This window comes from Micromonospora sp. NPDC005206, assembly GCF_040608175.1.
Classification (GTDB): Bacteria; Actinomycetota; Actinomycetes; order Mycobacteriales; family Micromonosporaceae; genus Micromonospora.
In genome coordinates, this window is sequence record NZ_JBEXHU010000010.1 from 1 (window position 1) to 24,938 (window position 24,938).

General features: G+C 69.8%; 21 protein-coding genes, 1 tRNA gene and 7 pseudogenes. 14 read left to right on the forward strand and 15 right to left on the reverse strand.

Features of this window, described 5'->3' with window-relative positions; genetic code table 11:
- Nucleotides 1–266: 266 nt before the first annotated feature.
- The 5 genes and pseudogenes from ABZU69_RS16235 to ABZU69_RS16255 form a co-directional block, all read left to right on the forward strand.
- A pseudogene (locus ABZU69_RS16235) lies at nt 267–458 on the forward strand (ATP-dependent DNA ligase); the annotation flags it as partial.
- A gap of 22 nt (nt 459–480) precedes the next feature.
- Nucleotides 481–846 (forward strand): hypothetical protein, encoded by a 366-nt coding sequence (locus tag ABZU69_RS16240; RefSeq protein ID WP_354965133.1) that lies wholly within the window; start codon nt 481–483, stop codon nt 844–846.
- The gene (locus ABZU69_RS16245) at nt 843–1,271 is read left to right on the forward strand and encodes a hypothetical protein (RefSeq protein WP_354965134.1); all 429 of its coding nucleotides are present in this window, start codon (nt 843–845) and stop codon (nt 1,269–1,271) included. Before ABZU69_RS16240 ends, ABZU69_RS16245 begins: the two co-directional genes overlap by 4 nt.
- A gap of 118 nt (nt 1,272–1,389) precedes the next feature.
- Complete coding sequence (locus ABZU69_RS16250) at nt 1,390–2,100, forward strand: DUF3800 domain-containing protein (RefSeq protein ID WP_354965135.1); 711 nt, start codon at nt 1,390–1,392, stop codon at nt 2,098–2,100.
- A gap of 534 nt (nt 2,101–2,634) precedes the next feature.
- Nucleotides 2,635–3,333: a hypothetical protein gene (locus tag ABZU69_RS16255; RefSeq protein ID WP_354965136.1), complete on the forward strand. Its 699-nt coding sequence runs from the start codon at nt 2,635–2,637 to the stop codon at nt 3,331–3,333.
- A gap of 267 nt (nt 3,334–3,600) precedes the next feature.
- Here the strand turns inward: ABZU69_RS16255 and ABZU69_RS16260 are convergent, their stop codons facing one another.
- A complete protein-coding gene (locus tag ABZU69_RS16260; RefSeq protein ID WP_354965137.1) occupies nt 3,601–4,389 on the reverse strand; it encodes an ATP-binding protein in 789 nt (262 codons plus the stop codon).
- Between the two features lie 537 nt (nt 4,390–4,926).
- Between ABZU69_RS16260 and ABZU69_RS16265 the strand changes: the two are divergent.
- Together ABZU69_RS16265 and lexA are read left to right on the forward strand one after the other, a co-directional pair.
- Nucleotides 4,927–5,047 (forward strand): annotated as a pseudogene (locus ABZU69_RS16265) (L,D-transpeptidase); the annotation flags it as partial.
- 161 nt (nt 5,048–5,208) lie between these two features.
- A complete protein-coding gene (lexA, locus tag ABZU69_RS16270; protein WP_354965138.1) occupies nt 5,209–5,859 on the forward strand; it encodes a transcriptional repressor LexA in 651 nt (216 codons plus the stop codon).
- A gap of 59 nt (nt 5,860–5,918) precedes the next feature.
- Here lexA and ABZU69_RS16275 read toward each other — a convergent pair whose 3' ends face one another.
- Nucleotides 5,919–6,167, reverse strand: a complete 249-nt coding sequence (locus ABZU69_RS16275; protein WP_354965139.1) for a helix-turn-helix transcriptional regulator — start codon at nt 6,165–6,167, stop codon at nt 5,919–5,921.
- A gap of 250 nt (nt 6,168–6,417) precedes the next feature.
- Between ABZU69_RS16275 and ABZU69_RS16280 the strand changes: the two genes are divergently transcribed.
- Both ABZU69_RS16280 and ABZU69_RS16285 read left to right on the forward strand, forming a co-directional pair.
- Nucleotides 6,418–6,999 (forward strand): hypothetical protein, encoded by a 582-nt coding sequence (locus ABZU69_RS16280; protein WP_354965140.1) that lies wholly within the window; start codon nt 6,418–6,420, stop codon nt 6,997–6,999.
- 142 nt (nt 7,000–7,141) lie between these two features.
- Nucleotides 7,142–7,339, forward strand: a complete 198-nt coding sequence (locus tag ABZU69_RS16285; RefSeq protein WP_354965141.1) for a hypothetical protein — start codon at nt 7,142–7,144, stop codon at nt 7,337–7,339.
- Between the two features lie 47 nt (nt 7,340–7,386).
- On the opposite strand, the pseudogene ABZU69_RS16290 reads toward ABZU69_RS16285, so the two are convergent.
- From ABZU69_RS16290 to ABZU69_RS16320, 7 genes and pseudogenes are all read right to left on the reverse strand, one after another.
- Nucleotides 7,387–7,506 (reverse strand): annotated as a pseudogene (locus ABZU69_RS16290) (IS5/IS1182 family transposase); the annotation flags it as partial.
- Between the two features lie 663 nt (nt 7,507–8,169).
- Nucleotides 8,170–8,349: pseudogene (locus ABZU69_RS16295) on the reverse strand (dCTP deaminase); the annotation flags it as partial.
- Nucleotides 8,350–8,756: 407 nt separating this feature from the next.
- Complete coding sequence (locus tag ABZU69_RS16300; RefSeq protein WP_354965404.1) at nt 8,757–8,909, reverse strand: hypothetical protein; 153 nt, start codon at nt 8,907–8,909, stop codon at nt 8,757–8,759.
- Between the two features lie 3 nt (nt 8,910–8,912).
- A pseudogene (locus ABZU69_RS16305) lies at nt 8,913–8,981 on the reverse strand (hypothetical protein); the annotation flags it as partial.
- Entirely contained in the window at nt 8,978–9,679 is a 702-nt protein-coding gene (locus tag ABZU69_RS16310) for a hypothetical protein (protein WP_354965142.1), read from the reverse strand. The gene ABZU69_RS16310 and the pseudogene ABZU69_RS16305, both read right to left, overlap by 4 nt.
- Nucleotides 9,679–9,891, reverse strand: a complete 213-nt coding sequence (locus ABZU69_RS16315) for an excisionase family DNA-binding protein (protein ID WP_354965143.1) — start codon at nt 9,889–9,891, stop codon at nt 9,679–9,681. Before ABZU69_RS16315 ends, ABZU69_RS16310 begins: the two co-directional genes overlap by 1 nt.
- Nucleotides 9,892–10,606: 715 nt before the next feature.
- Nucleotides 10,607–11,197 (reverse strand): type IIL restriction-modification enzyme MmeI, encoded by a 591-nt coding sequence (locus ABZU69_RS16320; protein ID WP_354965386.1) that lies wholly within the window; start codon nt 11,195–11,197, stop codon nt 10,607–10,609.
- Between ABZU69_RS16320 and ABZU69_RS16325 the strand changes: the two genes are divergently transcribed.
- Nucleotides 11,190–11,264, forward strand: a tRNA-Cys gene (locus ABZU69_RS16325). The two genes, ABZU69_RS16320 and ABZU69_RS16325, sit on opposite strands and share 8 nt — an antisense overlap.
- Nucleotides 11,265–11,427: 163 nt before the next feature.
- Here the strand turns inward: ABZU69_RS16325 and ABZU69_RS16330 are convergent.
- From ABZU69_RS16330 to ABZU69_RS16340, 3 genes and pseudogenes are all read right to left on the reverse strand, one after another.
- A pseudogene (locus ABZU69_RS16330) lies at nt 11,428–11,580 on the reverse strand (amino acid ABC transporter substrate-binding protein); the annotation flags it as partial.
- A gap of 140 nt (nt 11,581–11,720) precedes the next feature.
- Complete coding sequence (locus ABZU69_RS16335) at nt 11,721–15,044, reverse strand: S8 family serine peptidase (RefSeq protein ID WP_354965144.1); 3,324 nt, start codon at nt 15,042–15,044, stop codon at nt 11,721–11,723.
- 188 nt (nt 15,045–15,232) lie between these two features.
- Complete coding sequence (locus ABZU69_RS16340) at nt 15,233–18,274, reverse strand: S8 family serine peptidase (protein WP_354965145.1); 3,042 nt, start codon at nt 18,272–18,274, stop codon at nt 15,233–15,235.
- 509 nt (nt 18,275–18,783) lie between these two features.
- Here ABZU69_RS16340 and ABZU69_RS16345 point away from each other — a divergent pair.
- The 3 genes and pseudogenes from ABZU69_RS16345 to ABZU69_RS16355 all read left to right on the forward strand — a co-directional run bounded on the left by ABZU69_RS16345 (nt 18,784) and on the right by ABZU69_RS16355 (nt 21,365).
- Nucleotides 18,784–19,758, forward strand: coding sequence for a helix-turn-helix domain-containing protein (locus tag ABZU69_RS16345; RefSeq protein WP_354965146.1), 975 nt, complete (start codon nt 18,784–18,786; stop codon nt 19,756–19,758).
- A gap of 83 nt (nt 19,759–19,841) precedes the next feature.
- Complete coding sequence (locus ABZU69_RS16350) at nt 19,842–20,201, forward strand: YciI family protein (protein ID WP_354965147.1); 360 nt, start codon at nt 19,842–19,844, stop codon at nt 20,199–20,201.
- Nucleotides 20,198–21,365 (forward strand): annotated as a pseudogene (locus tag ABZU69_RS16355) (DUF6596 domain-containing protein). The gene ABZU69_RS16350 and the pseudogene ABZU69_RS16355 overlap by 4 nt, the downstream one beginning before the upstream one ends.
- Before the next feature lie 138 nt (nt 21,366–21,503).
- Here ABZU69_RS16355 and ABZU69_RS16360 read toward each other — a convergent pair.
- Genes ABZU69_RS16360 through ABZU69_RS16370 form a run of 3 tightly spaced genes read right to left on the reverse strand, consistent with a single transcriptional unit; the run spans nt 21,504 to nt 23,932 of the window.
- Nucleotides 21,504–22,295, reverse strand: a complete 792-nt coding sequence (locus ABZU69_RS16360) for an ABC transporter permease (protein ID WP_354965148.1) — start codon at nt 22,293–22,295, stop codon at nt 21,504–21,506.
- Nucleotides 22,292–23,254 carry an ATP-binding cassette domain-containing protein gene (locus ABZU69_RS16365; RefSeq protein ID WP_354965149.1) on the reverse strand — a complete coding sequence of 321 codons (963 nt, stop codon included), beginning with the start codon at nt 23,252–23,254 and terminating at the stop codon, nt 22,292–22,294. The genes ABZU69_RS16360 and ABZU69_RS16365 overlap by 4 nt, the downstream gene beginning before the upstream one ends.
- 12 nt (nt 23,255–23,266) lie before the next feature.
- Nucleotides 23,267–23,932: a DUF4097 family beta strand repeat-containing protein gene (locus tag ABZU69_RS16370; protein WP_354965150.1), complete on the reverse strand. Its 666-nt coding sequence runs from the start codon at nt 23,930–23,932 to the stop codon at nt 23,267–23,269.
- Nucleotides 23,933–24,155: 223 nt separating this feature from the next.
- On the opposite strand from ABZU69_RS16370, the gene ABZU69_RS16375 reads away from it, so the two are divergent.
- On the forward strand, nt 24,156–24,911 hold the full coding sequence (locus tag ABZU69_RS16375; protein WP_354965151.1) for a helix-turn-helix domain-containing protein: 756 nt from the start codon (nt 24,156–24,158) through the stop codon (nt 24,909–24,911).
- The last annotated feature ends 27 nt before the right edge of the window (nt 24,912–24,938 follow it).

The window sequence follows — 24,938 nt, forward strand, 5'->3', positions numbered from 1 at the left end:
CGGTCGTCATGTATAGATGATCACGGCTCGGACAGGCAGGGGCCGGCAGGGCATCAACAGCGTGTATCAGATCAAAGTCGCACGAGATGCCCTCTTAGAGCCTCCGCGGCAATCCTTCTCCAGGAGGTCCGACCACTGCTGGCGGACCGGTTCGGCTAATCACGGCACCGCCGGATCGGGGTGCTCGGCCCGGGCGGGCGGTGAGCCCGGCCCGACGCCGGGCGGGGGCAGCCGCTGACCCGGTGCTGCGCCGGCCGGTCGCGCCCATGCTCGCCACGCCCGTCGACCAGGTCCCCGAAGGTCCCGACCTGATACACCAGCCGAAGTGGGACGGGTGGCGCGCGATTTTCTTTCGCGAGAGCGACGGTGTGTACGTCCAGTCGCGGGCCGGACGGAACTTGACCACTTGCTTCCCGGACGTCACCCGGGTGGTCCGGGCGGCCATCCCGCCAGGCGTCGTGCTGGACGCGCGAGCTGATCGTGTGGCAGCGCGGCCGGACGGACTTCGCGCTGCTGCAGCGGCGGATCACCGCCGGCCGCGGGCTCCTGCGCCTGGTCCACGATTGCCCCGCCCACTACGTGCTGTTCGATCTGCTGGCTGACGCCGGCGGCGAGGTGATCGTCGACCGGCCGCTGTCGGAGCGGCAGGCCCGGCTCGAGCAGCTACTCGTCGACGCGCCGCCCCAGCTGACTGTGACCCCCGAGACGACGGACATGCGGCAGGTCGCGGACTGGCTGCTGAACTGGACCGTCGCGGCCGGCATCGAGGGCGTGGTCACCAAGCGGCTCTCGGGGCGCTACGAGATGGGCAAGCGCGGCTGGTGGAAGTTCGGACCAGGCTCGTGACCGAGGCGATCGTCGGCGGGGTGACCGGCAGCATCCACAACCCGGTCACGGTCCTGCTGGGGAGGTTCGATCGGAGGGGCCGGCTGCGGTACACCGGGCGGACCCACCCGGTGACCGGCGCCCAGCGGGAGCAGCTCGGCGGGATGCTGTCTCTGCTGCACCCGCTGCAGCACCGCCTGGCCGCCGCGGTGCACCCGTGGCCGGAGCCGCTGCCGGCGTCCTGGTCGGGGCAGCTGGAGGGGCCGGAGCCGCTGCGGTACGTGCAGGTGGAGCCGACGGTGGTGGCGGAGATCGACGCCGACGTCGCCTTCGAGCACGGGCGGTGGCGGCATCGGGTGCGGTACGCGCGGGCCCGGCCGGACATGTCGGTGTACGACGTGCCGCTGCTGCTTGGTGAAGAGGAGGGCTACTTCGGCGTGCCGTAGCCGTGGTCGCACCGCTGGCGCACGGGCCAGAGACGGAGGACTTGCGTGCGCCGCGCCCGGACTCGACACACACACGTAGTGGCTGCCCGCCGGTCAGAACCGGTCGTACCCTCGGCTCGTGCTGCTCAGCTACGTCGACGAGTCGTTCGCAGCCGGCGTCTACTGGATCGGCGCCCTGATGGTGCCGGACGCCGTCGCGATCCCGCTAAGCGAAGCGCTTGACCAGGTGGTGACCGACGCGGTGAAGGCCTACGGCGTGCCGGTCGACGCCGAGCTCCACGGCTACGACATCTTCCACGGCCGAAAGGCGTGGAGGGGTGTGCCGCCTCGCGCGCGGATCGCGGTCTACAGGGCTGCTATGGCAGCCATCGGCGCTCAGGACGAGGTGGCGATCATCCTGCGCGGTGTGAAGCGGGAGCAGCTAAACAAGCGGTACACCTACCCGCGGCCAGCTCACGAGGTGGTGCTGTCGCACGTGCTGGAGCGAATCGACGGGTACGCCGCATCGCGAGAGGAGTACGCGCTGGTCATCGCCGACGAGGTGCACGACCAGGCAACCCACCGGGCTGACCTGGACCGGTATCGAGTGGCGGGCACCGGCGGCTACCGGTCGCGGAAGCTGACCCGGATCGTCGACACGCTGCATTTCGCGCCGTCCCACGCGAGCCGCCTGGTGCAGGCGGTGGACTTGGTGACGTTCCTGTTTCAGCGGCTGGAGATCCCCGGCACCGACCCGCGTGCCGCCGCAGTGACCGAACAGCTATGGGCACTCGTCGAGCCTCGGCGCTATCACTCGCACCGCTGGAATCCGATGGCCCACCCGCACTGATCCGGATGCACGAGAGGCCCGCATCAGCGGGCCTCAAGGCGGGCGCGGGAGCCCGGAAGGGCGTCCTGCGGTCTTTAGGCTAGCAGGACTTTGTGCGTCGCGGGCAAAGTCCTGCAGGCGACACGGGAGGCCGCCACTCGAGGGGACATAAGCGGCCCGAGTGGACAGGATCGCCTGCGTTACGAAGAGCCGCCCCGCCGCCCACGTACCGAGATGTTGCGCGACGACCCGGCCGCAGCTCGACGGGACAGCCATCCCTAGCAGTACGTCCTGCGCGGTGGCGAGCACCGGCGAGCGTGGACGGGCAGTGCCGGTATCGGCCTCGGGCACGGGCGGGGCCGGGTGGGCAGAGCGGCAGTTGCGAGCGGCCGGACGAGCTGTTCGCCATGTAAGCGAGAACGTTGTGTCATGCCGGCGACAATGGGAGATGCGGTCCCGCGTCGTCGTGCTCGACGAACTTAATGGCAGCGGGTCCGGGGCCGCGCAAGCCTCGCCTGTGGCCGTCCTGCAAGTAGGGGCAGCCATACTGCTGGCATGCGTGACGGCCTGCATGGACCGAACGTCATCATCGCTGGGGAGCAGGTTCTGCTTCTCGTGGCGGTCAGCGGTGGTGAGGCCGTGCACCTCGCGCGCCGGCACCGGCCGTCGGAGCCGGGCCGCGGCGCTGTACCCGAGCACTACCTCACGGGCGGGGATCGCGAACGGGAGGCAGTCCAGCGGCGGTATGACGTTGAGGCGCTGCGGGAGCCGGTCTGGGAGCACACGACGATGTGCGGCCAGGAGTGGGCGCTGATGGTCGGGGGTGAAGGGGGCACGCTGAGCAGGTACCGGGAGCCGGCGTTCGCGCCGACCTGCCGGCGGTGTCTGACGGCGATGGACCGCCTGTTCCCCGCGCCTGCGGTCGACCGCAGGGTCCCGGTCGTTGCCCAGGTGGTCTGCGGCGTGGTGCGTGAGCACGGGTACGCGGAGGTCCGGGAGGTGCCCGGTGACCAGCTTGCCGTCCTCCGGAAGGAGATTCGGTCACTGATCAGGCAGCAGACGGGCCACCCCGCCCAGACACTCGTTCACGGCGATCTCCTGCTGGTGGTATGTGATCCGCTGCGGGACCCGGAGGCAGAGATGCGCGCGGCGGCCGAAGCGGTAGGAGCAGTGCTGTTCGGGGATCAGCCGCTTCCGGCCACGCGACCCGAGCGGCCTTGGATTGTCACGTGGACCGCGTGGGACCTGGGCTAGATGCCGGATCGGCCCTTCCGCGTGCTCGCCACTCGCGGCTGCTTGAGCTGGATCTGCAGCGCGGCTCCTGGACGCGGTCAGATGGGCGGGGTTGCGGTGCTCGCCGCTGTCGGTCCGGCCCTCCCCTACGGCCCACATGCCGACCGCGGCGAGGACGCACGGGGTGGTGAGTGCGGTGAGCACGAGGTGGTAGCCGTGCGGACTAGGCGGCCAAAGTCGTGTTTCCGCAGCTCAACCCCAAGATTCGTGTACTAGCGGACCAGTACATCAGTGGAACCCAGGGAGTCGGATGACCTCTAGAAGCTGGCGTGTGACGGCTTCGCTGCCGTCGTCGATCGCGGCCAATGCCCCCGCTTGGATCAAGTGGGACAGGTTGCCGATCATCCCGTGCGTTCGTTCGTGTAGGTACCGGTCTAGGTGGATAAGGGTGCCATCCTCGTGGCGGTGCAGCCGCAGTCCGGCCTCCAGGTTGGCCACCAGGCCCTCCCACTCGGGCCCATAGGGAATCGCCCCCGCTTTGACGAGCGTTATCTGGCGAGCGGTTTGCGTGGCGTGCCCCCTGGTGAACAGCCCGGATTTTTCGAGGTTGATCCCTGCGTAGACGAACGTCGCCGGCAGGCGCTCGGTCAAGTATTTGAGCTGATCGGAAGGGTACTCACCGGCGGCGGTAGGCAGGTACAGGTTGTGGATCTCGTCAACCAGCGCCAGGTCACATCGGGCTTCAGTGAGCGCTTGGCCGACCCCGTCGACGACGTTGGTGAAGCCGGCCCGCGGGTTGATCGGTGACAGGCCGAGAAACCGGGCGACCTCCGCAACAAGGTCGCGGGGAGAGCATTGCGGCGGGGTGGTCACGTAGACCACGGGGATGCGGTCTTGGCTGGGATAGCGCTGGCGAATCCACAGCTCGTAGGTGCGCCCGAGCTGCGTGAGGCCGGTGCTCTTGCCCGTGAACGGGGGTCCCGACACGACCAGGCCACGGCGGGCGATGGAGTCGTGATGGTTGAGCTGGGTCAGCCCAACCTGCTCTTCGATCTCCTGAATAGTGGGGGTCGCCAAGACCACCCTTCCGCAGTGGTAGTCGAACCGGGCCTTGTTGTAGGCCGGGCGTGCGCCCCGGACAGCGCGGCCCACTCGGCCTCGGGGAGCAACTCGAAGTGGGGCGGGACTGCCTCCACAAAACGGCGCCAGCCGCGCAAGGTTGTGATCGGGTCGGGCCGCTCATTCGGCAGGCCGTCGCCGTGCGCCTCGGCGTTTACTGCCATTGCGTGGCCTCCTCGTTTGCATCGAAGACGGCGAGTGGAAGGCCTTGCCAGTTGCATCTCGTCTAGTTCCGGCTTGGCCGGTGTCGCCACGAATCGGTGCCGTCGGTAGTCGCGGTTGGGCGGGCAGAGGCGGATGCCGCGGCGCAGATAGGTGCCACCACCCGCCCCGCGGCCGCTGGTGGCTCCGCCATCGCACCGCCCTCTCAGATTGATCGACGATGATGGTAGCGGTCGCATGGCCGAAGGCGGAAGACATTCAGCGGGCCACGCCGGGGTCCGACATGACTTCAACCAAACATCGATCGGCCGTACGACGACCGGAGGGAGATTCAGCCAGCTGCCGGTGGCGGTTAGCTTCGAGCCTCCATCTCCCGAACGAGGCCAGATCGGATGTGCAGCGGCGGTTGTTCGTGGAGACGAACCTGCCACAGCCGGGCAGGCGGTCGTGGCTGACGGCGACCGGCGACAACGTCGACTACACCCACGTCTGCCTCAAAACGCACGTCCGGATACGGCTTCGCCGTTTCCCCGGAGAGCCCGAGGAGTTCGGATACCCAAACCCGCACCGAGCGCGTTAGTACGCGCGTTCTAAAGTCTGTTGTATTGTCCATGGATGACAACCTCCGATGGGGCCGAGGCCGAGCCGCCCCACGTCAGCGCCAAGCAGCAGCGCGTCCTGACGGTGATTCACGATTGGATCCAGCAGCACGGCTACCCACCCACGGTGCGCGAGATCGGCGCAGCGGTCGGGCTTGGCTCTCCCTCGTCCGTGGCGTACCACTTGAACATTCTGGAACGGCGTGGCCTCCTGCGTCGTGAGGCAAACGCGTCCAGGGCGGTCGACATCCGCAGGGCGCGGGTTGGTACAACATCGAACGGTGCAGACGAGCCAGGTGTCAAAGTTCCGGTGCTTGGCACTATCGCTGCTGGCGCCCCGATCCTCGCCGAGGAACACGTGGAGGACGAGCTGACGCTGCCTTCCACCCTAGTAGGGCACGGCACGTTGTTCGCTCTGAGAGTGAAGGGCGACTCCATGATCGAGGCGGCAATCTGCGATGGCGACGTGGTCGTTGTGCGCCAGCAGGCGGTCGCCGAGAGCGGTGACATCGTCGCCGCGATGATCGAGGGCGAGGCGACGGTCAAGGTCTACCGGACCCGCGACGGTCGCGTTGAGCTCGTCCCCCGCAACCCGCTCTACGAGGTGATCTCCGCCGAACACGCAGTCATCCTGGGCAAGGTCGTCTGCGTGCTTCGCCGCGTCTAGGCCAGGCCGACGCCTGTTTCTCGACTCCGGCGCCGCCCTTCATCCTTCAGCGACGCGAATTAGTTGGTGCGGCTATCTGTGCAGGCCGCCTGGGCTAGGTCGCCCAGCGGGACATTGACGGCGTGCGCGATAGCATGCAGGACGCCGATGCTGCAGTTCTTGCGGCCTTGTTCGACCTCGACCAGCATCCGACGCGAGAGGCCGCTGCGCTCGGCCAGACCGTCGAGGGTGAGGTTTGCCGCTTGTCTGGCCTTGGCTATCGCATGTCCGAGCGCCGCGAGGTCGGCGGGCGGCGGCGGCTCGATCACAAGAGTTCAGACAGGTAGCCGTTGGAACTCTTGTCAGTGCACGATAGTGCACTGAATATGGAGGCATGTCGCCGTCAAGCGCTGCTTACGCTGCCGCCTCTTCGGGTAACCGGCCTCCACCCGCGCTGCGGGGCCGGGCGGCCGTGACCGGGAGCCGGACCGCTCGCGCGCCGGGCCCTCAAGAGACCGACCGGACGGTCGACCGCGACTCGGCCTACCGTCTCTTTGACGACCGCCACCCGTCCGCCCCATGGCTAAGCGAACACACGATCGCCGGTCAAATGGCGAGCCTTCGCCGCGCGGTCTGGCGAGTACTCGTCGACGCCGCCGACGAGACCATGAAAGTAGCGCTGTCAGCTACTCAGGTCGCAGCAGCCATCGCTACCGCGTCCGGACGACCTCCAGCGAACAGGGCCAACATCCAGTCCGCGTTGAGGATGGCTTCGAGGCTGGACTGCTGACGATCATCGACTACGGCATCGGTCAGCAGTGCAACACCTACCAGCTCTGCATTCCGCGCCCGAAAGCGCCGCCCGTACCCCGGCGACCCGCGCAAGATCACCGGCTGCGAGCCTTCGACAACCGTGCCACCGCCTGGAGCCCGCAAAGACGTCGCACCTGGCGGGCGGTGTGGCAGGCTGTCCTCGCAGCGGCCGACTCAGAGGGCGAATTCGCCGGCGATGTAGCAGAGCTTGCTGACGCCGCGAGCGACAAACTCGGCGTCGACATCGCCGACGAGACCGTTGCCAGATTCCTGCGGTGGAGCATCGCCGCCCAGCTAACTGATCAAGCTCGTGGCGGACGCATTCCCCTGTATCGAATTAGGGCATGAGGTGCAGCATGAGGTGTAGCCCCTTCCGGTGTTGAGTTCCGCTCCGGCTGCCCACTGTGGGGAATGTCCACGTGAGCGACTTCGACCAGCAGATCATCGGGAGCCAGGAGATGACCCCAGCGGAACTGAAGCGGTTCGAGGCATGGGAGATGAGCGCGTGATGGACGAGGACGTGGTCCGGGCGGCTGAGGCGTTCGCCCGCGGTGAGGTCGAGTACGACGAGACCGCCCGGGTCGAGTTGCCGCCGGCGGCGGACACCGAGCCGATGGTGATACGCGGGGTACGGCTGCCCGAGTCACCGCCACCGCCGTCCATGTGTCGCCCTCAATGTCCTGAGTAGTTCCCGACAGTCTGGGGCGCCCAGTGCAGCAACGCCGTTTATGCCCCGTCGAGCAGGGCCAGCAGTTTCGGGTTGTCGCCGGCCTGGCCGGGGGTGAGCAGGATCGACAGCGGCCGGCCACGTCCGTCGACCGCGAGGTGGATCTTCGTGCTCAGCTCGCCGCGGGCGGCACTACTCCCCGCACCGCGGCCCACTGGCTCCAAGACACACTACGGAGGACGCCATCCCGGCCGCCACCACCGCCGCTTGGTAGCCGGCCGCGGCGCGGCCGGCTCAGTCGCAGGCGGAACGTCGCTTCCAGCTGGACATCTTCGAACAGGGTCGGCTGCAGGTCGACTTGGACGCCTGGCGCGACGGCGAATCGGGCGGTGCCCAGCCAGTCATCCGTGATTTCTACGGTCTCCGGAACCAGGTCGCCTGCGCCGCCCGGCACGTCCTCGTCACCCGGGGAAGGTCCAACGAAGGTGCCACGCAGTCCTCGACCGTCCCAGTGTGCGGTCAGTTGGCACCAGCCATCGAGTGGTGTCACGTGCCGGCGCAGGAATAGCTTCGCGGGAGCGCTCACCAATTGCACCGGCTCGCCGATCTGGGCCATATGAACGACCGGCTCCAGCAGGGAATGTGTAGTCGAGTCGTGGTCGCCAGACTGACTGGACATGCTGAGGCGCCTCCTGGCTGCTCGGTCCTTGGCCTTCGCGCAACCGTCAGCCCGGCCGTCGGCGATCTTCTATACGATACGCATCACCGCCGCCGTCGACCGCCAGCCCCAGGTGGCCAAGCGCACTCTTCCCCCTCCAGCCGGGCCAGCCGTCGCTCAGCAACCCCACCTCGCTGGTCAGGTGGTCCTGTTGGCAACGGGTCGATGTGCGTGGAGAGGTGGTTGTTGAGGATCCGGGACACCTTTCCAGGCGCACATCGACCGGACTGGGCTGGATCAGCGCCGGATCCGACGGCTCCCGGGCCAGCCCACCCGCCTTGATCTCGGCGTCCAGGCCCCGATCCGACGGCAGCTGCACCGCGACGCACGACCGGCTGCCCGTGCCCGCGCTCCACCTCGTACGCCTTCGCGGGCTGGCCAGGGGAGACGCTGCCGCACACCTCGAACGGGGACCGGCCGAGCACCGCGACGTGCCGCCACGTCTCCCCGTGCAGGCCGACCACCACCAGGCAACTGGCGCACAGCACCGCCCGGTCAACGGTGGCGGGACGCGTCTACATGACACGGGCAATCCTGTCGGCCTGGGCCGCTTACGTCGGACAGGCCGGCCGGCCCGCCGCCCCGGCCGGCGCACCCGTGTTCACTGCGGTTCTTTGTGCGTGACGCGCAAACTAGGTCAGATGATTTTCATTGCGGTAGCGATCCTGGCTGCCCTTGCTGGCGTGGGCTTGTTCCTGCCACAACCGGCCTAGCCGTCGCTCAGCCACGCATCGTGATGTGCCGGGGCAGCCGTGCAACATCGCCGTGTGCGGCGAGTTCCGACAGGGCCTTGGCGATCTGCCGATCGCGTCCGTCGACGGCGTGCAGGTACCGGCGGGCCGCCGCCATGGACGAGTGCCCGAGTCGCTTCATCAGGTCAGCCAGGGTCGCGCCGGTCTGCGCGGCGAGGGTTTGCCCGGTGTGCCGCAGGTCATGGAAGGTCAGATCATCAAGGCGGCCCGCAAGCGGGCCGTGCCGGCCCGGCCCCGGCCTGCTGGCGACCTCCGGCCGGCATCGGCCGGGCCGGCCGGCCACGTTGACGGACGACCAGGACCGCACCACGCGGCGATGAGAACAGCGGTGCGGTAACGCGGGTTGATGGCCTCGACCAGGGCGACAACCTGAGCCGGTGTGGCGACCGGCCGCTCAGCGACGCGCACCGTACCGGCACCCGGAATCTGGCATGGATTCCGGGCGATGATGCCCTCACGCACAGCGGTGTTCATGACCATGCGCAGGAAGCGGTACGACTGCGAGATAGAGGTGCGCCCGCCCTTGCCCCGCAAAGCGGCAGCGTGCCACTCCCGGACCCGACTCGCCGTGAGTTCACGAAGAGGCAGGTCGATCAGGGGTGCCAGGTGCAGCCGCAAGTTCCGATCGCACGTCTTCCGCCAACGAACGCCGATCTTCGGACCGTCCCGAAGAATCGCCCTCGCGTAGTTGCCGAACGTCTCCGACGCCGCGCGGTCATCCAGCCAGGTGCCGCGCGAGATGTCCGCCTCCACCAGTGAGCGGTTGGCGTCAGTCTTGGTCTTGAAGGTATGCGGCGCGGTCTGCCGAGCACCGCCGCCGGGCGGCATGAACGAGGCTTGGAACCGTCCGGAAGGCAGCTTGCGGACCATGCCGAACCGACGCTTGCCCATCAGGCCAACGCCTTCCCGCCCGACCACCCGACGGTGAGCGGTTCGACCGTGCCGGCGATGATGAACTCGGCGAGCGCGGTTTCCGGGATGCGGACGTGGTGGCCGCCGAGCTTGACGTAGCGGATGCGCCGCTCGGCGATGAGCCGGCGGGGGAAGCGCTCGGTGGTGCCGAGGCGGGCCGCAGCTTCCTTGACCGTCAGCAGTTGCTCCACTCGGTGGCCTCCTTCCTGGTCGCATCATTAGGCGCAGTTGCCGAAACATCGGGCGGCACGGCAGCGCGTCTCGCGGCGTCAAGGCGGCCCGCAAGCGGGCCGCGCCGGCCCGGCCCCGGCCTGCTGGCGACCTCCGGCCGGCATCGGCCGGGCCGGCCGGCCACGTTTCGGGACACAAAACCGTGAAGACCTCGGGGCTCCGCCCCGAACCCCGGCCCTCCTCAGAGATCAGCCACGGATGCCCTCGCCGGGCACCACAAGGGCTACCAGCCTCCCCGGACTGGGCCAAGGTCGTTCGGACGTAGGGCGCTCCACCTTGTCCCCGTCCGGGGATGCTGGACGGTCTGGCGACTGCCCGACGAGGAGATCCGCAGCAGCAGGCCATCATGATGCGTTTCTTTGCCCCCGGCCCGAAACTTCGCCCGATTAACTAAGGCAAGGTTTCGTTTTTTTTGGGGGTGCCATGCCGAGGACGGCCAGTATCGCAGCCAGGACTGCGGTTGTGCCCGTAAGCACGATCTGGGACGCGGTGGGACGAGCAGTGAAGCCAGACGCAATCTTGAGAACCTCGACGAGGGGGTGGGCAAGCACCAGCAGGGCCACCCCTAACTGAGTGGGCCTCGACTCGGGCATCCAACGCGCCATGAGGGGCAGCCTACAAGGCCACTGCAAGCACCTGATGGGGGCTGCGCACGGAGGAGATCCACACACGACGCTAGGGCATTTCCTCCGCCGTGACGGTCGCAGTCGAGCCAGCCTGTCCGCTGAGATTGAGATCAACTAATCTGCTCAGGATTTCATCGTCGCTCAGGGGATACGGCCAGCCATAAGCGGCGTGAACGGCGGCATCAAGTCGGGCGTGTGCCTGGTCAAGCCAGCTTGGGCGCTCGTTGTACAGGTTGGTCAGAGTGCGCCGGCGAAGGACGGCGTCCTCGGCACCTGGGGGATTAAGCCATCCTTCACGTAGCCGATTGAGTTCCTGGGCAGCGGCAGCGATTTCCTCAGCGACAGCAGGCGTGGGCCGCGGCATGGGGAACTTTTCAAATGTGGTGGTCGGCGTATATCTAGGACGAGTTTCGAGCTGCGTGCCGAGGCGCAGACCCCATACCTCATGGGGTCGAGAGTGCAGCACCCCGAAGAAATAGTCGTCGTCTCGTGCGAAGACAATCAACTGACTGTCCGGGAGGGTGGTGGTCGGCAGCCACGCGAAGAGGCGGTACTTCGCTACACGAGGTGTGGCGAGAGACCCGGCGTTCCGAGCGCCGGGGCCGCCGGTTCGATTCCAGCCGGGGGCACACGGTCGAATGCCCGAGTGGTCAGGGGGCGGTCCGCAAAATCGTTGTACGCCGGTTCGAGTCCGGCTTCGGCCTCCAAACAGTCGTCCCTGCGGAGCTCCGGCACCTGGCCCTTGGCCGCGTCCGCGGAGAGCGGCTGCGCGGGGGGAGGTCAGTGTCGATGGCCGCGACGAAGCGGCGGAGACGAGAGCGGCCGCACCGGCCATCTGGTGCGGCCGCTCTCCGTTGGAGGTTCAGTGGCTCAATGCCGCAGCAGCACGCCCGCGTCCGCCAGCGCGCGGACCACCGTGGCTGATTCGCTGAAGCCGATGATCAGCACAGCGTCCGCCCCGAAGCTCTTGATCTCCGCAGCGCCGGCCGTGAAATCGACAGCCAAAGCGTTCTCCGCGGGTCGTAGGTCAGCAGCTTCAACCCGAGCGGGAGTTCCTCGCCGACGCGGCCCTCTCGTCCTGAGCCAGCCGCCTGAAACGCGCCGAGGCGCGACCCGGTCGGCACCGGGCCGCGCCTCGGTGGAGGTACGGCGGATCGGGACGGTCAGCCGGCGCGGTACGCCCGGATGATCGTCTGCTCGATGCCGCTGCCGCCGTCGGCGGTGGCCTTCACCCGCAACGAGACCGCCTGTCCGCCCGTCACGGTCGGCAGCGCGGCGTGGTAGCCGTCCCGGTCCCGGTCGACCGTGGTCGGCTGCCAGGTCACGCCGTCGTCGGTCGAGGTCCAGACCTGGAACGTCGTCACCCGCTGGGCCGGCGCCCCCTGGGCCTGCCGGACCGTGAACGTGGCCGGACCACCGGTGGGATGGTTCGCCGCGTCCAGTGGCAGGGCGTAGTCGACCGACAGGAGCGGCAGGGCGCTGCGCGCCGTGCCGGCCGGTCCGGCCGACCGGAAGGTCCACGCGGTGTTGACGTGGGTCGAGAACGGCAGGATCCGGCTGGTGTCGACGTCGAAGGTGAGCCGGTAGTCCGCCGCCTTCGCCGGCACGCTGAAGTCGGTCCGGGCGGCGTTGCGCTCGTCGACGAGCTGGCCGTCCCGGTACAGCGCCAGCGTTCGCGTGATGCCGACCGCGCCGGGCTGCAGGCAGTCGGCCCGCTGGTGCTGGTCGACGAGCATGGCCAGGTCGACGTGCAGGTTGCCGCTGGTCCGCCACGGCGCGCCGGCGCAGCTGTACTGCCCACCGGCCGGGTCGTCGAACCAGTCGGAGCGCAGCGGCTGCCGCGCCCAGATCTTGGTCTGCCGGCTACCCGGGGTGTAGTCCCGGGGCGCCTCCTGGGCCGGGAGCCCGCCGTAGGTCCCGGTGTCCTGCCAGAGGAACCCCGGCGAGACGTAGTCGGTACGCGTCGCCGGCAGGTCGTAGGTGGGGTTCTGAGTCAGGTAGTACCCGTCGAGGGTGAAGCCGGCGCGGCGCATCGAGGTCACCATCCCGGCGAGGTCCAGCTGGTTGAACCGCTGGTCGATCCGGGCGAGCCGGGCCTGCTCGGCGGCGGTGACCCGGTAGGTGGGGTCGGCCGGCACTCCCTCGGTGTACTCGTGAGCCAGGTCGTAGTGGTACGGCGCGGCCGTGCCCGCCGGCGAGTCCAGCCCCCAGCCGCCGTACATCCGCAGCGACCCGACGCTGGGTAGCGTCACCGGGCCGACCGCGACGGTGGCCGAGTCACCCCACGCGGCGATGGCCTGCCACCAGGAGAGACCGTTTACGGCCGTCTGCACGTACAGGAAGTCGCTCGCGAGGGCCTGGGTGGGCTTCCCGGGCACGGTCGCGGCCATCGGCTTGACCTGCGTCGGGTCGAGGACGACTGTCCGGGTGCCGTCGACGGCGAGGTCGCTGTCCCCGACGAACGCGCCCGTCTGCGCCCCGGTCTCGTCGTCGTACGTGCTGAACCCGGCGGTGACCTGGTAGCGGCCGGCCGGGACCCGCAGCGTGGCCGACTTGCCGGGGGTGAAGAACGCCCCGCCGGCGTAGAGCAGCGGGTCGGCGAGGTTGGTCACCTCCACCCCGACGGCGCTGTACCCGTTCACCGGGGCGCCCGGCACGGGACGGGTCTGGATCGTCAGGTCGTAGCTGCGCGGCTCCACGTAGAAGGCGACCGGCGTGGTCGCCACCAGCGCGTGGTTCGGCGTGCGGGCGGTGACCGTGGCGAGGTAGTACCCGGGCGAGCCGGCCAGCGCCGCGCGGTCGAGCCGCAGCGTCGCCGTGCCGGGCACGCCGCCCTTGAGCGTCACCCGGGTGGCCGACAGCTTCGCGGCCCGGCGGGGTGCGGTGGTCCCGTCGTGGTTGGCGACCGTGACCGCGAGGTTGAGCGGGACGGCCGCCGGGGTCCGGTCGCCGGTCCAGCTCAGCCGCACCTCGTGGGTGCCGGACTGCGGGTAGCTGAAGGCGCCGAGGTTGACCACCGGCTGGTCGCTCACCGGACCGGTGAGCGCCCGCACCGCGTTGAGCCGGCCGGCGCCGACGGTGTACGGCTCGGCGTCGGGCAGCGGGTCGGCGGCGCCGACGAGCCCGGCCTTGAGCCGGTCCGCGGTCCAGTCGGGGTGGCGCTGGGCGAGCAGCGCGGCGGCCCCCGCGGCGTGCGGGGCGGCCATGGAGGTGCCGGAGAGCGTGGTGTGGTACTCGTCGAACGGCGTGCCGAGCGTCGTCCCGGCGGCACGGCCGGCGACGATGTCGACACCTGGGGCGGCCAGCTCCGGCTTCGCCGCCCAGGTGTTGATCAGCGGTCCCCGGCTGGAGAAGCCGGCCCGCTCGTCGTCGGAGTCGACCGCGCCGACGGTCAGCGCGCGCCCGGCCGAGCCAGGGGACGCGATCGCGCCGCCGCTGTTGCCGGCGGCGATGACGAAGAGGGCACCGGTCTGCTCCGTCAGGTTGTCGACGGCGACCGCCATCGGGTCGGTGCCGTCGTCCGGCATGGCCCCGCCCAGGCTCATGTTGATCACGTCGGCCCGGGCCGCGGCCCACTCCATGCCGGTGATGATGTCGGAGTCGAACCCGGAGCCGAAGTCGTCGAGGACCTTCCCGATGACCAGGCGCGCATCGGGCGCGATGCCGCGACGCTGGCCGTGCGAGGCGGCCCCGGTGCCGGCGATGGTGGTCGCGACGTGGGTGCCGTGCCCGTTGTGGTCGACCGCGTCGCCGCCCGGGGTGACGAAGTCGGCGCGCTCGACGACCTGGCCGGCCAGGTCGGGGTGGCTGAAGTCGGCGCCGGTGTCGAGCACGGCGACCCGGGCGCCCTTGCCGGTGTAGCCGGCCTGCCAGGCCTGTGGCGCGGAGACCTGGCTGATGTTGTGGTCGAGTTGACCGGTGGAGCCGCCGGGCTTCTCGCCGCCGTGGTTGCCGGCGACGATCCCGGTCGCGTGCACCTTCCGGTCGAGCCAGACCTTGCGCGCACCGGTGAGCAGGGAGACGGTGGCCGCCCTGGCGGTGGCCGCGGTCTGCTTCGGCAGGGCCCCGGCGACCGCACCGATGCTCGACAGTGGCCGGACGTCGGCGAGCGCCGTCGTCCGCTGGTTCTCGGCGGGCTGCACGATCACCGGCAGCTCGCTGGTGCTCACGTCGTCGTAGCCATCCGCGATCAGCGTGGTCACGTCGAACAGGTCCGGGTCGAGCACGGTGCCGACCTGAGCCGCCACCTTCGCCGGGATGACCTTCAGGTGCCCGTCGGCACCGCAGCTGCGCCGAATCACACCGGCCGGGTCGACGGGCTGCACGCGGACCCGGGGGCAGCCGGACCCGGTGGCCTCGACGGTCACCACGTCGCCGGTGAGCAGCGTGACGATGTGCGTCTCACCGCTGCCGGCCGGGGCCGCGGTGGCGGGGTTCGGGGTGGTGAGGTCTGGGGTCGGGTCGGCCAGCGCCGGGGTTCCCGGCACCGCTTGCAGCGTCGCAACCACTGTGACGGTCGCCAACAGCCACCGAATTCGTCTGGGCATTTCGCTCCCGGGGTTGAGGGGCGGCCGCGCCTGCCGAAGACAAGACCAGTGCAGCCGTCCATTTTGAAAGGGTCGGAAAGAAGGCCGGGCCCGAGCGGCTGCAGCCGCTCGGGCCCGGCCTCGCTCGGTTACCGGGGCCGCACCTCGTAGGGGCGGTGGACGGTCTGCGTGACCTGGTTGCCGTCCCGGTCGGTCAGCGTGACGCGCAGCGCGACGTGGCCCGCCGCGGGCGGGTTGGGGACCATCACCTTGCCCAGCGTCCCGTCCGGCCCAGCGGTGACCTTCAGCGACTTCCAGGTGCCGCCCTCGTCGAAGGACGCCTCCACCCGGGTGACCCGGGTGGCCGGGACGCCGCCGGCGGGCTGGCCGCTGACGCCGATCAGCACCTTGGTGGGTGCCTTGCCGGCGGCCCGGTTGTACTCGTCGAGGCCGACGGCTGCCAGGCGGGGCACCATGAGCGGATTGGCCAGCCACTCCGTGGTGCCTGCCGTAGTGAACCGCCACTCGGCGTCGATCCGGCTGGACAGGGTGGCGAACGGCACCGACCGGGTGACGCTCGCCTGCAGGGTGTACGTGGCCTTCTCCACGGGCAGCCCGTAGGCGTAGCCCCACTGGCCGGCCTGCCACTGCGCGACCTGCTCCCCCTCCCGCTTCAGCGTCAGGGTGCCGGACGCGGGGGTGTACGCGAAGTCGTGCGTCTCGGCGTCGACGAACCACGGGATGTCGGGGATCGACATGAAGCCGTCTCCGTTCAGCCCGGTGGTGCTGTCCAGCGTCGGCCCGAGGAGCGCGTTGTTCCAGGTCTCCCGGCCGGGTTCAGCCAGGCTGACGGTTCGGGCCGGTGCCGTGATCCAGTTGTCGCCGATGCGGATCTCGCTCTCGTACCGCCCCGGCGCCCGGTAGTCGATCACCTTCGACGGGAAGTCGGCCGGCCCTTCGACAGTGAGCGTGGGAAGGCTGTCGTCGGTGATCATGCCGACGGCGGCGGATCCGCTGGAGGCGACGCCGGGAGCCTTGAAGTCCATGACGACCCGGGCGAGGTCCTCCCTGGCCACGGTGCGTACCGGGTCGCTGGGGATGCCGGCGCGGGTGTCGGCGATCCGGTAGTGGTAGGGGCTCGGCGACTGCTCGCTCGAACTCTTCTTGTCGAAGACCGCCCGGGCGCCATAGGTGACGGCCGGATCCTCGACCGGGAGCACGTAGCTCGCACCCTGCACGCCGAAGGAGCCGCCGTGCGCCATCCGGGTGCCGGCCACGTCGAGGGTCAGGTCCACGGACGTGACGACATGCTCGGCCGAGCGGTCGGAGACCTCGAGCCGGACCTGCCTGCCGCGGCGGGCGTCGACCCGTACCGGCAGGACGGCCGTATCGTCGGTGACCGTGACCGGCACGATCCCGTAGGTGAAGGCGATGTCCTCCGGCCCGCCCGGGAACACCGTGGTCAGCAGGTAGTGCCGGCCGGTGGGAAGCATCCCCCGTGCCATGCCCCCATTGACCGTCAAGTACGTCACCGCGCCGGTGTCGCCGTTCACCGCAGCCACACTGCCCTCGGCGGGCGCGCCGAGCCGGTTGACCAGCTCCACCGACACGTCGTACCGCGCGTCCTGGTGGTAGGTCAGCGCGGTCCGGGCCACCGGGGCGCCGTCGACGGTGGCGGTGAGGGCGCCGAGGTGGTACGCCTCTGCCTCGCCCTCGCTGCCGACGGTGAGCGTCACCGAGGCGCTGCCTCCGGCGGGCACCGTCAACCGCTGGGTGCTCAGCGTGACCAGCGCGGCCGGGATCGACGAGACGGCCAGATCGAGGACGACCGGCTCAGTCCCGACGTTGCGATAGCTGACCGTGCGGGTGACGCCCGCTGTGGGACGCGGCCAGGGCTGGTTGATGTTCAGACCACCGACGCTCGGCGTGACCTGAGCGGCGACCGCCCGCGCCACGTCGACACGGCCGGACCCGTACCGGGGCGATGGCATGCTCTCCCAGCGGGGCTCGGAGGCGCTGCTCATCAGGCCGGCCTTCAGCTGCTCTCCGGTCCAGTGGGGATGCTGCTGGGTCAGGATCGCCGCCGCGCCGGTGACGTGCGGGGCGGCCATCGACGTACCGCTGAAGGACCCGTAGCCCCCGCCGGGGACGGCCGCGACGATGCCCACTCCTGGCGCACTGATCTCCGGCTTCAGCGCGTCGTCGAGCATGCGTGGACCGCAGCTGGAGAAGTCGGCGATGAAGTCGGTCCGGTCGACCGCGGCCACGCTCAGCGCCGCGTCAGCGGTGCTGGGCGAGCCGACCGGGCGGGCGCCATACCTGCAGCCGTTGTTGCCCGCCGAAATGACGAAGAGGGCTCCGGTCTGGGCCGACAGGTCGTTCACCGCGGCCTCGAGTGGGTCGATACCAGCGGAGTCGAGCCCGCCGAGGCTCATGTTGATGACCTTCGCATGCACCTCGTTGGCCGCCCAGTGCATCCCGGCGAGGATCGCCGACCAGGGGCAGCCTTCTTCGGAGCAAACTTTGCCCTCGGCCAGCTTCGCGCCGGGCGCCACGCCCTTGCGCAGCCCGTTCGAGGCCACTCCGCTGCCCGCGATGGTCGAGGACACGTGGGTGCCGTGCCCGACGTGGTCGTCTACCGTGCCCTCGCCGACGAAGTCGGCGGACGCGACGACCACGTCCTTGAGGTCGGGGTGGTCGATGTCGTAGCCAGTGTCAAGAACGGCCACGGTGACACCGGTCCCGGTGAGCCCCGCCTGCCAGGCAGTCGGGGCGCCGATCTGGGGCACACTGCGCTCCAGCGAGACCTTCATCCTGCGGTCCAGCCAGAGCTTGCCGAGGCCACCGCGCAGACGCTGGGCAGCTTTCTCTCCACCGGTGACTGCACGCCACATGCGTCCGGTGTTGTTCGGGGGGACGCGCAACGCGTTCAGCCCGAGCCGGGGCAGGGCGAGAGTGGTCCGGGCACCGTCGGCGAGCACGCCCCGCACCCGGTTGGAGGGCCCGGCCGTGGTCGCCTTGGCGTACTGCGCGATCAGCGGCAGTTCGCCACCGTCGTCGGGCGCGCTGTCGATCAGCGCGCCCAGGTCGAACAGTTGGGGGTCCAGTTGGTTGGCGGAGAGCAGGTTCAGCGCGTCGGAGGGGATTACCGAGGCGGCGCCGTCGCTGGCCGATCGGGTCAGGAACGTCACGTCCTGGCGGCCAGGGCCCGGGGTGACGCTGTACGAAATGATGCCCTTCGGTCCACGAGTGACGGCCACTGTATCGCCGGTGACAAGCGTGATCGTGTGGTGTTCGGCACGCTGCTGCGCGCGGCCAGGCTCGGTGGCAGGTTGCGGCGAGGCGAGCGCCGGTGGCGGAGGCACGGCCGCCAGAGCCGCGAGCCCCACCATGAGGGCACCGGATACCGCCGTCAGGGCAGTACGCCGGTGTGGCCGGGAAGGATGCACAGACATGGACCCCTTCTTCAAATGGCCGCTCTTGACCCTGTAGCGACCTCACGACAGGGCCCTCCTCCCGACCGCGGTCTCCCGGATGATCGTGGAATCGAGCTCGGCCGAGTGTCACACTTGGCACCACCCGGGGCTAGATCACTCAGGGGCGCAGATGAGTCGTGACTCAGGTGCGCCACGCCGATCACACAACCGCCGGCCTCGCCACCGGTCCCGTCCCACACCGCCGCTCGATGGGAGGCCCACGCATGCTCGAGCCCGCCGGACTCACCACCGCCGAGGAGTCGGCCTACCTTGGGCTGCTGCGGCAGGGCAGCGCCACCGTGGATCAGCTGGCCAGACGCACCGGACGGCCCACCACGCAGATCAGCCGGGCGGTGGCCGGCCTGCACCGCAAAGGAATGGTGCACCGCACGCCACCGCCGCACGGCCTGGTCGTGCCGGTTCCGCCAGACGAGGCGATCGAGCAGTTGATCCAGCGCCAGCACGCCGAGCTGGACCGGGTCCGCGAGGCGGCGCACGCGCTGGCGGCCCAGACCCGCGACCGTACCGCCGGACGGCGTACCGGTGAACTCATCGAGATCGTCCAAGGGCAAGCAAGCGTGCAGCGTGCCTTCGACCGGGTACAGCGTGTCGCGAAGGCAACGATGCGGATGCTGGTCGCGCCGCCGTACGCCGCGGCCGAGCAGGTCAACCGCGTACAGATGGAGCGCGGGCGGGAAATCACCTACCGCGTCGTCTACACCATCGACGCGCTCGCCGATCCGGCCACCCTGGCGGCGGCCGGGGAGCACGTCCGCAATGGCGAGATAGCGCGCCTCGCGCCCAGCGTGCCGACAAAGCTCGCCGTCGCAGATCGCACGCTGGCCCTGCTCCCTCTGGTATTGACGGATGCGGCGCAGGATGCGGCGGTGCTCGTCCACCCGTGCGCGCTGCTCGACGCGCTCGTCGCACTCTTCGAGGGCGTGTGGTCGACAGCGAGTCCCCTGGGCCTGTCGGGCGCCGGTGAGGTTACCGCGCGGGGCGAGATCTCGGATGAGGACCGCAAGTTGCTGTCGCTGCTGGTTGCCGGGATGACCGACGAGACGGCGGGTGCGCGCCTCGGGATGAGCCGGCGCACCGTCGTTCGCCGGGTGCAGCACCTGATGGAGACGGCGGGGGCGCAGTCGCGCCTGCAGTTGGGCTGGCGTGCCCGGGAGCGTGGCTGGCTGCCCGAGGCGTGAGTGTCGTGCGGTGACTCCACCGTCCGGCTGTTGGACTCCAGTAGCCGGCGCTCAAGCACTACCGGGGTGGCCCGGCTCCCGCCATGGAGTCGGCGCCGATGGATCAGTGGACCCCGGACGAGGTCGACGCGCACGTGCAGTTCATGCGCGACTTCGCGGCTCGGCTGGAGGAGACGGGCGAGTTCGTCGACACCCAGGCGTTGGCGTCCGGCGGCGCGTTCGTGCGATACGGCGGCGAGGGGCGGCCACCGGTGACCGACGGGCCGTTCGTCGAGACCAAGGACCTGATCGCCGGGTGGTACATCATCGACGTGGAGTCGTGGGACCGGGCGGTTCAGCTGGCGGGAGAGCTGTCGGCGGCTCCCGGGCCCGGTGGTAAGCCGATCTACGAATGGTTGGAGGTTCGGCCGTTTCTGGGCGGGTCGCCCACGGTCACCGAGTGAACGCGGCGCTGCTGCGGGACCTCGTACCCGCGGTGATCGGTGTCCTCGTCCGGCGGGGAGCCGACTTCGCGTCGGCTGAGGATGCCGTGCAGGATGCCCTGGTCGAAGCCGTGCGTGTGTGGCCGGATGATCCGCCGCGGGACCTCAGGGGCTGGTTGGTCACTGTGGCCTGGCGCAAGTTCCTCGATGCGGCCCGTGCCGATGCCTCCCGGCGGCGGCGTGAGGTACGCGTCGAGGTCGAGCCGATGCCCGGACCGGTCGAGGCGGTGGACGACACGCTCCGGCTGTATTTTCTGTGCGCGCACCCCTCCTTGACACCGGCGTCGGCCGTCGCGCTCACGCTGCGTGCGGTTGGCGGTCTGACGACGCGGCAGATCGCGCAGGCGTACCTTGTGCCGGAGGCGACCATGGCCCAGCGGATCAGCAGGGCCAAGCGGACCGTCTCCGGTGTTCGGTTCGACCAGGCCGGTGACGTCGCCACGGTGCTGCGGGTGCTCTACCTGGTCTTCAACGAGGGCTACTCCGGCGATGTCGACCTCGCCGGAGAGGCGATCCGGCTCGCCCGTCAACTGGCGGCCAGGACCAGCCATGAGGAGGTCGCGGGCCTGTTGGCGCTCATGCTGCTCCACCACGCGCGGCGCTCGGCGCGGATCCGTACGGACGGCCGTCTCGTGCCCCTCGGCGAGCAGGACCGCAGCCTGTGGGACACCCGCCTGATCGCCGAGGGCGTCGAGGTGCTTCAGGCGGCCCTCGGCCGTGACCGGTTGGGCGAGTTTCAGGCGCAGGCCGCCATCGCCGCGCTGCACGCCGACGCACGCACGGCTGAGGAGATCGACTGGGTGCAGATCGTCGAGTGGTACGACGAGCTGCTGCGGTTCACCGACAGTCCGGTGGCTCGGCTCAATCGCGCCGTCGCGGTCGGTGAGGCCGACGGGGCGCGGGCCGGACTGGCCGCCCTGGCGGAGCTTGATTCCTCCCTCCCCCGGCTATGCCGCCGCCGCGGCGTACCTGCACGAGCGGGACGGTGACGCGGTCACCGCGGCGCGGCTCTACGCCGAAGCTGCCCGGTCAGCGCCCAATCTCGCCGAACGGGACCACCTCACGCGGCAGGCCGCACGGCTCAACGCGTGGTTGCGCAGTCGGGCGGCGGGCGGGAGTGAGTGAGGATCTGGCTTGCGGGCCGCGAAGCGGATCCGGCCAGGGGCCGGGAACGCCGACGGGGCGGCGTACGCCGACATGGTGTCGGGGTACGCCGCCCGTGGGCGGGACGAGCTGCGGGACGCGGCCCGCGCTGTCGCGGGGTTACTTCGGGTCGCGGTTGAACGTGGAGGTCGACCAGAAGTAGCCGAGTACTGCCAGAGCCAGGCACCAGGCGACCGCGAGCCACCCGTTGTGGCCGATCTCGCTGCCGAGCAGCAGGCCGCGCAGGGTCTCGATGGAGGGCGTGAACGGCTGGTACTCGGCGATCGGCCGGAGCCAGCCGGGCATGGCGTCGACCGGGACGAAGGCGCTGGACAGGAGCGGCAGCAGGATCAGCGGCATCGCGTTGTTGCTGGCGGCCTCGGCGTTGGGGCTGACCAGACCCATGCCGACCGCGATCCAGGTGAGGGCCGTGGCGAAGAGCGCGAGCAGCCCGAGTGCCGCGAGCCATTCCAGGACGCTGGCGTCCGTGGAGCGGAAGCCGATGGCCACGGCGACGGCGCCGACGAGGACCACGCTCATGACCGACTGCAGCACGCTGCCGACGACGTGCCCGACGAGCACCGAACCGCGGTGGATCGCCATGGTGCGGAAGCGGGCGATGATGCCTTCGGTCATGTCGTTGGAGACGGACACCGCGGTGCCGATCACGGTGCTGCCGATGGTCATCAGCAGGAGGCCCGGGACGATGTACGCGATGTAGTCGGAGCGGTCCGCGCCGCCGCCGTTGATGCCTGAGCCCATCGTGTCGCCGAAGACGTAGACGAAGAGCAACAGCAGCATGATCGGGGTGAGCAGCAGGTTGAGGGTGAGGGACGGGTAGCGCCGGGCGTGCAGGATGTTGCGGCGCAGCATCGTGGACGAGTCGCGTACGGCGAGGGTGAGGGTGCTCATCGGACGGTCTCCTTGGGCTGGTGGGGGATGTTGGTGCCGCCGGTCAGGGCGAAGAACACGTCGTCGAGGTCGGGGGTGTGCACGGTCAGCTCGTCGGTCTCGATGGCGGCCGAGTCCAGCCGGTCGAGGATGGAGCGGAGTTCGCGCTGGCTGCCGTCGCTGGGGATCTGCAGCGCGAGGGACTCGTCGTCGCGGGTGGCGTCGTGCAGCGCGAGGGCGGCGGACTGGTACGAGGCCGGGTCGGTGAAGCGGAGCCGGACGTGCCCGCCGGGGATGAGCCGTTTGAGCTCCTTGGCGGTGCCCTCGGCGGCGATCTTTCCGTCGTTGAGCACGGCGATGCGGTCGGCGAGTTCGTCGGCCTCTTCCAGGTACTGGGTGGTGAGGAAGACGGTGACGCCGTCGGAGACGAGTTCGCGGATGATCTGCCACATGTTGTGGCGGCTGCGGGGGTCGAGGCCGGTGGTGGGCTCGTCGAGGAAGATGATCCGTGGGTTGCCGACCAGGGTCATGGCGAGGTCGAGGCGGCGCTTCATGCCGCCGGAGTAGGTGGAGGCGGGCTTCTTCGCGGCGTCGGTGAGGTCGAAGCGTTCCAGCAGCTCTGCGGCGGCGCGGTGGCCTTCGCGCTTGGGCAGGTGGTGCAGGTCGCTCATGAGGAGCATGTTCTCCTCGCCGGTGATCAGGTTGTCGACGGCGGAGAACTGGCCGGTGACGCCGATCGCGGCGCGGACCGCCTGGGGGTCGGTGGCGCGATCGTGGCCGCCGACGCGGATGGCGCCGGAGGCCGGGTCGGGGGAAATGAGGGTGGAGAGGATCTTGACGGCGGTGGTCTTGCCGGCGCCGTTCGGGCCGAGCAGGGAGAAGATCGTTCCTTCGGGGACGGTCAGGTCGACGCCGTCGAGGACGACCTTGTCGCCGTAGGACTTGCGTAGGCCGTGCGCCGCGATCGCCAGGTTGGTCATGGTGTGTGCTCCTCAGAGGCTGCGGGCGACGATGTCGCCGTGGGTGGTGGTCGCGTGGATGGTCAGGTCGGCGGTGCCCTCGGTGTTCCGGAGGGAGTTGTGGATCCGGCCGAGGGTGGTGCCGGCGTCGAGGGAGGCGGAAACGCCGGGGGCGGCGTCGACCGACAGGTTGCCGGCCTGGGTGCGCAGCACGACGGTGCCGCGTACGGCCTCGGTGATCCGGATGTCGCCCTTGACGGTGCTGATCTCCCCCGGTCCGGTGAGGCGGCCGACCGAGACGTCACCGGCGGCGGTGGTGAGGCGGACGCTGGCGGCCTCGTCGATCTTGATCTCGGCGTGCGCGCCGTCGAAGGCGACGTCGCCGAACCGTCCGACGGCCCGGAATTCCGCGCTGGCCGCCTTCGCCGTGACCCGGGAGTCGGCGGGCAGTTGGACCGTCACCTCGATGGATCCGGAGTGGCCGAGGATCTGGTTCTTCGCCGAGGCGGTGATCCGCAGGACGCCGTCGCTGTATTCGACCTTGGTCTGCTCCGCCACCTTGACGTCGCGGCTCTTCGAGGCGTCCGCGGGCAGGACCTCGACCGTGGTGTCGGCCCGGTCGGCGGCGATGAACTGGACGCGCCCCGCGGGGATGTCGAGGACGGTGGCGATCGGGGTGGGGGTGTCGAACTTCTGCATCGTGCTCTCCTCCTGCGCTTGTTTCTGACACCGGAAACGCTACGTTGCGTTCAAGGATCAGGCAACATGATCGTTGCGCGCAATCGGCGTATGAGCAGGTGGCAGCCCCATTTTCGTTGCAACAGTTCTGAATCTAACGCAACGTTGCTCGCCCTCAGCGTTGCATTGAAGTGGGAGTGAACGCTATGCTGGCGGTGTCAGGGAAGCGTGAAGGGAGATCGCGATGCCGGGAGGCAGGCTCAGCCAGCACGAACGTCAGCAGATCGCGTTGGGGCTGGCCGACGGGCTCGCGTACGCCGAGATCGCCCGGCGTCTGGACCGTCCCACCTCGACGATCACGCGGGAGGTGATGCGCAACGGCGGCCCCACCGCGTACCGCGCCGATCTGGCCCACCGCGCCACCGAACGCCGCGCGCACCGGCGCAGGCAGGCCGCTCCCCCAGGGCCGCAGGCACCCTCGCAGGCGCACGGACGCGACGCCGAGGCCGTACGCGAGTACGAGGAGATGTTCACCACCCTGCTCATGCAGCAGGGCCTGCCCAAGATGATGTCCCGGGTGTTGACCTGCCTCTACACCGCCGACGCGGGCAGCCTCACCGCGTCCGAACTCGTCCAGCGCGTCCAGGTCAGCCCGGCGTCGATCTCTAAGGCGATCACGTTCCTCGAGAGTCAGGGCCTCATCCGCCGGGAACGCGATGACCGCCGCCGGGAGCGTTACGTCGTCGACGACGACGTCTTCTACCAGGGCACGATCGCCGGCGCCCGAGCCAACGCCCAGCTCGCCGAGGTCGCACGGCAGGGCGTCAGCGTCCTCGGCCCCGACACCCCGGCCGCCGCGCGCCTGGAGAGCATCGCCCGCTTCGTCGACTTCATCGCCGAGAGCATCAGTCGCGCCGCGGAGCAGGCCCGGGAGATCCTCTACACGAAACCCCGGGCGGCCTCGGGCGACACCGCCGCGCCGGGTTCAGGTCGCGAATAGACAGCCGCGCCGGTCCGGGGTACTCCC

Bases quoted from the DNA above. Each gene is read 5' to 3' on its own strand.
- ABZU69_RS16285 (WP_354965141.1), top strand. From the start codon at position 7,142: ATGGGAGATGAGCGCGTGATGGACGAGGACGTGGTCCGGGCGGCTGAG.
- ABZU69_RS16360 (WP_354965148.1), bottom strand. From the start codon at position 22,295: ATGAGCACCCTCACCCTCGCCGTACGCGACTCGTCCACGATGCTGCGC.
- ABZU69_RS16350 (WP_354965147.1), top strand. From the start codon at position 19,842: ATGGAGTCGGCGCCGATGGATCAGTGGACCCCGGACGAGGTCGACGCG.
- lexA (WP_354965138.1), top strand. From the start codon at position 5,209: ATGACAACCTCCGATGGGGCCGAGGCCGAGCCGCCCCACGTCAGCGCC.
- ABZU69_RS16280 (WP_354965140.1), top strand. From the start codon at position 6,418: ATGGCTAAGCGAACACACGATCGCCGGTCAAATGGCGAGCCTTCGCCG.
- ABZU69_RS16365 (WP_354965149.1), bottom strand. From the start codon at position 23,254: ATGACCAACCTGGCGATCGCGGCGCACGGCCTACGCAAGTCCTACGGC.
- ABZU69_RS16345 (WP_354965146.1), top strand. From the start codon at position 18,784: ATGCTCGAGCCCGCCGGACTCACCACCGCCGAGGAGTCGGCCTACCTT.
- ABZU69_RS16300 (WP_354965404.1), bottom strand. From the start codon at position 8,909: ATGAAGCGACTCGGGCACTCGTCCATGGCGGCGGCCCGCCGGTACCTG.
- ABZU69_RS16310 (WP_354965142.1), bottom strand. From the start codon at position 9,679: ATGGGCAAGCGTCGGTTCGGCATGGTCCGCAAGCTGCCTTCCGGACGG.
- ABZU69_RS16375 (WP_354965151.1), top strand. From the start codon at position 24,156: ATGCCGGGAGGCAGGCTCAGCCAGCACGAACGTCAGCAGATCGCGTTG.
- ABZU69_RS16370 (WP_354965150.1), bottom strand. From the start codon at position 23,932: ATGCAGAAGTTCGACACCCCCACCCCGATCGCCACCGTCCTCGACATC.
- ABZU69_RS16255 (WP_354965136.1), top strand. From the start codon at position 2,635: ATGCGTGACGGCCTGCATGGACCGAACGTCATCATCGCTGGGGAGCAG.